Source organism: Flavobacterium sp. (assembly GCF_043773265.1).
Classification (GTDB): Bacteria; Bacteroidota; Bacteroidia; order Flavobacteriales; family Flavobacteriaceae; genus Flavobacterium.
This window is the reverse complement of sequence record NZ_JAYVFH010000211.1, coordinates 1-5,537: the sequence shown is the minus strand read 5'-3', so window position 1 is coordinate 5,537 and position 5,537 is coordinate 1. Positions and strand designations below refer to the sequence as shown.

Genomic DNA, 5,537 nt, shown 5'->3' with positions numbered 1-5,537 from the left:
CGGAGACATTTTGATTGCTTCTTACTTAGGCGTGTTTCGATACGATGGAACATCTTTTACCAATCTAACAAGTAAAATAATTTCGCCCCGCTTCTCCAGCTTCTGGGATGTTCTGGAAGATCGAAAAGGAAATCTTTGGTTCGGTACCAGTGATTCGGGTGTCTATTATTACAATGGTAAATCCCTGCCTACCGGACAGGCAGGCTTTCAGCATTTTACAACAAAGGATGGGCTTGCCAATAATCTAAATCTTCATATTTATGAAGATAAAACCGGTAATATTTGGTTTGGAGCAAGCCGTTACGATGGGAAATCTTTTCGAAATTTTACCACAAAAGATGGATTTCCCAATAACCATATTCGTTTACTCCTTGAAGACAAAAGCGGCAAGCTTTGGTTTGGTGCACAGGGAGAAAATATGTTCGTTTATGATGGAAAAACATTTACCGTTTTAAAAAACAAAGATGGCAAAGCGTTTAACAACGTTTGGTCAATAATCGAAGATAAAAAAGGAAGCATTTGGTTCGGTGACGTTGATGGTCTTTGGCGCTATGACGGCAGAACTTTTACTAAGGTGTCGCAGAGGGGGGCTTATGCTATAATCGAAGATAAAAAAGGACACATCTGGACTACTGGTGAAGTAAATCCGAAGGTCTGGGCACTTTCCCGTTATGATGCAAAGTCCTTGTACAGTAAAAAGCCAACTGTAACCGAAATAAAGTCAGAATCAGTAATGCTTTTGGGGATTTTAGAAGATGCGAAAGGAAATATTTGGTTTGGCTCTGGTGGTGGCGTGTATCGTTATGATGGAAAGACCATCACGGACTTTAAAAGTAAAGAGAGTCAGCAATAATGTGTATTGCTCTGAACGTTGTGCACAAGCTAAAAATAAAAAAGATGAAAAAAAGTATAATGATATTGATTATGGTGACAACAGGATTTTTTTGCTCCGGGCAAAGCAGTACAGATTCCGTTTATGTAGGAACTTTGGATTCGACAAAAAATGTCCAAAGTCAAAAGCCATCGATTAAGCTTAATGAAAATAATTTTAACACTAAATATGAATATACTGAGTCGAACGGTGCACGCATAATAATACAAAACAGCTTTCCAAAAAGTGGAATAAACTATACTGATCCCAATGGTAAGAAATATATTTATGCTGTATTTTGGACTCAAATAATCAATGAAACATTTGATCCTCTTGAATTGACAATTGATTTTCCTTTAGATTCATTTGAGATTCCATCTTCATCGGGCAACTATATGAGATTACTTCTTCCTTACGACACAATGACAATTGATAAAGAACCTTTGTATGATTATGGTCTAACAATATATTTTTTTTTTTTAGATAATAATCTTCATAAATCGTCTTCGTTGAAAAGAACTATTAATCCAAAAGATTCAAGTTCTTTTCATGTTGTGACTCTTTATAATCATGGAATAAACGGTACTTTGCGAACAGGACTTGGTTTATTAAAGAAAAATCTTTTTTATAGAATTAACAATAAAGAAATTCATTGTTGAAAGATTAATATTAAAAATTTGATGTAAAAGAAATTAATGCCAGCGTACAATACAGTTTTACGCTATTACTATGTTAGGGATTTATTTAGATGTTTGGTGTTTTATTTTTTTTCTTTTTCATTGTATTTTTTTTTTAAATTTTTCGTTATATTTGTTAGCTTCAGTGTTTAAAACACTAAATAAAGTCAAGACATGATACTTTATTAGTTAACAGCAACAAACAAAAAAAGACAAGCTAAATTCTATTTGAAATAAAATTATTAGAAAATTAAATAAACGATACAATCATGAACATGTTTGCTAAAAACGAAGCCAAATCGGTAGAAGAATATCTTATGATGGTACCTGATGATCGTAGAAAAGATATTGATTTTCTCCACAATTTTATTCAAAAAACAGTTCCTAACTTAAAAACTTATTTTGCTACTAATATGATTGGCTATGGTTCATTTTATTACCTTGACTCAAAAAAGCAAAAAAAAGATTGGCCAATAATTGCATTAGCAAATCAAAAAAATTATATAAGTATTTATATATGTGCAATTGTTGAGGATAAAGCAGTAGTTGAAAAACATAAAAAAGAACTTGGAAAGCTAAGCAAGGGAATTAGTTGCATAAGATTTATGAAAATCGAGGAAATCAATCTTGAAACTCTTAAAACAGTACTATTGCTAGCAGAAAAAAATCCTGGAGTTGCTAGTGCCAGATTAGTAGATAAATAATTTGACGTTATTTTAATAATTTTTTTTAATCTAAAAGACAAAAGTCATAAAATCTATTTAGTTCAATTACTAAGCTTAGCATCTATTTGGAAACTATAGTGATTGTTTTTTTCTTTTTATTCATATTAATACTTTCAAAGATTTCAGTATAGTTGTTGGTTTATATATATTACAAATTAATTTAACTTTAAAAAAAGTTTAAGTATTCAATTTACTATTTCTATAACTAAAACTAAAATAGATTAAAAGCCCTATTAATAACCAAATGGTAAAATAAATCCAGTTCCAAACACTTAATTGTGCCATCATATAAAGGCAACAAACCAAACCTAACAAAGGAATCAGTGACAGGTTTTGACGCCAAGACCAAATACACAAGAAAAATAACGAAACAAGAAAAATCCACATCGGGATTTTGTGTTTAAATAAGCTAAAACCACTTTCGTATTTTAATGAATCATCTATTGGTAATGAATCAACAACAGTTTTGTACATCATTTTATCTTTGTGAAAAAATCCTAAAACATCTTCAACGTCGTTACTTTTATAATCTGTAACTTTGGTTTGCAAAAAATCATAAACAACTTTAGTTTGTTCAGTATTTAGTGATGTAACTATTGTAGTTGGATTGTTAATTTGTTTTTGATTGGTAATAAAACTAATAGAATCTTGCTTGAAATTAGTAAACGAAATTACTAATCCGATAAGAATCATAATAGGAAAAACAAATTTAGAATTCATATAGGGTGTTTTAAATTTACCTCTTGGAATGTCTTTTTTATTTTGCAATACCAAAACACCTGCGCAAACTAAAACAAAAGCAAATAAAGTTCCAATACTGCATAAATCGGTAACCATTGTTAAGTTCATAAACAAAGCTGGAACTGCAACTACAAAACCTGTTACAATCGTTGCATATGATGGTGTTTTATATTTTGGATGTACTTTAGAAAACTTTTTTGGCAATAATCCATCTCTACTCATGCTCATCCAAATACGTGGTTGTCCCATTTGAAAAACTAACAAAACACTTGCCATGGCAACAACTGCACTAACTGCAATAATTCCTGACATCCATTTTAAATTTAATTTTTCAAATACAAAAGCCAAAGGATCACCAACATTTAAATCGGCATAATTTACCATTCCTGTCAATACCAAAGCAATTATTACATAAAGAACAGTACAAATAATTATTGCCCACATCATTCCTTTAGGCAAATCGCGCTGTGGATCTTTACATTCTTCTGCAGTTGTAGATATTGCATCAAAACCAATATAAGCAAAAAATACAGCAGAAACACCTTTTAATATTCCGCTAACTCCATTTGGTGCAAACGGATACCAATTAGTCGTATCAACATAAAATACTCCAACTGCAATTACTAATAAAATTATACATAATTTAACTACAACCATCATGTTACTGGCATTTCTTGATTCTTTCATTCCGCGATAAACTAACCAAGTAATAATAATAATAATTAATAAAGCAGGTAAATCGGCAACCAAATGAAATGATCCAATAGTTGGCGATGTTGTCCAAGCCAAATAGGAAGATTGCAAGCTTTCAGATAAATTTTCAAATGTTTTTCCGCCTTGCATTAATGATGTTGCCTCTTTAAAACCATTTGAAGCTGTTAAATAATCCATTTGAATCCAATCGGCTAAATAACCAATATGCCAATCATATTTAGAATTTAAAGTAGTAATTATGCCGTCGAGTAATCCTGTAAAATAATCACTCCATGAAATGGCTACTGTAATATTTCCAATGGCATATTCCATAATTAATGCCCAACCGATTATCCAAGCTACAATTTCACCAAAAGCAACATAAGAATAAGTGTATGCACTGCCAGAAACCGGAACCATTGAAGCAAATTCTGCATAAGCAAAAGCGGCAAAACTACATGCGACAGCTGTAAACAAAAATAAAAAAATAACAGCTGGTCCACCATCAGAACTGGCTTTACCAATAGTGCTAAAAATTCCAGCACCAATAATTGCTGCAATTCCAAATGCTGTTAAATCTCTAGCTGTTAAATGTTTTCCTAAAGTGTTATGACCATCGGCTTCATTTTTAGCTACTTGTTTTAAGATGTCTTGAACTGTTTTTTTTCGAAATAAATTGGAAAAATTCATAGTATAATTGTATAAATAATCTAATAATATGGTAACGTTTTGCTAACATTTAATAATAACAAATATATAAAACTTAGTCAATAAATTTTTATTAATTTAAAACAACCTAAAAACAAAAAAAAAGGTAGTTTGTTTCCAAACTACCTTTTAAATAATCTTAATTATAACTTAATTTATAATAAATCAAATCTATCAAGATTCATAACTTTATTCCAAACTGCAATAAAATCTTGTACAAATTGTTCTTTTGCATCTTCACAAGCATACACTTCGGCAATTGCTCTTAATTCGGTATTAGAACCAAAAATTAAATCTACTCTAGTTCCTATCCATTTAATATCACCAGTTTTTCTATCGCTTCCAATAAATGCTTCGCTAGATTCAGAAACTGCTTTCCAAGTTGTATTCATATCAAGAAGATTCACAAAGAAATCATTAGTCAAAGTTTCTGTACGATTTGTAAAAACTCCAGTTTTAGATTGATCAAAATTGGTGTTTAAAACTCTCATTCCTGCAACTAACAATGTCATTTCAGGTGCTGTTAGTGATAATAATTGTGCTTTGTCTATTAACAACTCTTCGGCAGAAACTGTAAATTCTGTTCTAGAATAATTTCTAAAACCATCCGTTTGAGGTTCTAAAACATCAAACGAATCGATATCGGTTTGCTCTTGAGATGCATCAGCTCTTCCTGGTGTGAATGGAACTTTTATATCATAACCAGCTTTTTTTGCAGCTTGTTCTACTCCAACACATCCACCTAAAACGATTAAATCTGCAATAGAAACTTGTTTGTTATCTGATTGAGCATTATTAAAATCTTTTTGAATTTTTTCTAAAATTGATAAAACTTTAGACAATTGAGCAGGATTATTTACTTTCCAATCTTTTTGTGGTAACAGTCTTAAACGACCACCATTTGCACCACCACGTTTATCAGATGCTCTAAAAGTTGAAGCTGAAGCCCAAGCTGTAGCAACTAATTCTGAAATACTTAATCCAGATGAAACTATAGAGAATTTTAAATTATTTATATCTTCTTCATTAATAATGGTATAATTTATATTTGGAATTGGATCTTGCCAAATTAATTCTTCTGTTGGAACTTCTGAACCTAAATAAAGTGCTTTTGGTCCCATA

The 5,537-nt window shown here is 31.0% G+C and carries 5 protein-coding genes; 3 read left to right on the top strand and 2 right to left on the bottom strand.

The window, feature by feature from the left end:
• The 3 genes from ACH2BO_RS11230 to ACH2BO_RS11220 all read left to right on the top strand — a co-directional run.
• Positions 1 to 853: two-component regulator propeller domain-containing protein (locus tag ACH2BO_RS11230; protein ID WP_395044836.1), on the top strand; the 853-nt coding region annotated here is incomplete at its 5' end.
• Positions 854 to 912: 59 nt separating this feature from the next.
• Positions 913 to 1,530, top strand: coding sequence for a hypothetical protein (locus ACH2BO_RS11225; protein WP_395044835.1), 618 nt, complete (start codon positions 913 to 915; stop codon positions 1,528 to 1,530).
• Between the two features lie 287 nt (positions 1,531 to 1,817).
• The gene (locus ACH2BO_RS11220; RefSeq protein WP_395044834.1) at positions 1,818 to 2,252 is read left to right on the top strand and encodes a DUF1801 domain-containing protein; all 435 of its coding nucleotides are present in this window, start codon (positions 1,818 to 1,820) and stop codon (positions 2,250 to 2,252) included.
• 198 nt (positions 2,253 to 2,450) lie between these two features.
• On the opposite strand, the gene ACH2BO_RS11215 is transcribed toward ACH2BO_RS11220, so the two are convergent.
• Complete coding sequence (locus ACH2BO_RS11215) at positions 2,451 to 4,397, bottom strand: amino acid permease (RefSeq protein WP_395044833.1); 1,947 nt, start codon at positions 4,395 to 4,397, stop codon at positions 2,451 to 2,453.
• 173 nt (positions 4,398 to 4,570) lie between these two features.
• Positions 4,571 to 5,537, bottom strand: a 967-nt coding sequence (locus ACH2BO_RS11210) for a peroxidase family protein (protein WP_395044832.1), incomplete at its 5' end; no start/stop codon positions are given.

What these genes read in the sequence shown, in the direction of transcription:
- ACH2BO_RS11215 (WP_395044833.1), bottom strand. Translation starts at nt 4,397, where the DNA reads ATGAATTTTTCCAATTTATTTCGAAAAAAAACAGTTCAAGACATCTTA.
- ACH2BO_RS11225 (WP_395044835.1), top strand. Translation starts at nt 913, where the DNA reads ATGATATTGATTATGGTGACAACAGGATTTTTTTGCTCCGGGCAAAGC.
- ACH2BO_RS11220 (WP_395044834.1), top strand. Translation starts at nt 1,818, where the DNA reads ATGAACATGTTTGCTAAAAACGAAGCCAAATCGGTAGAAGAATATCTT.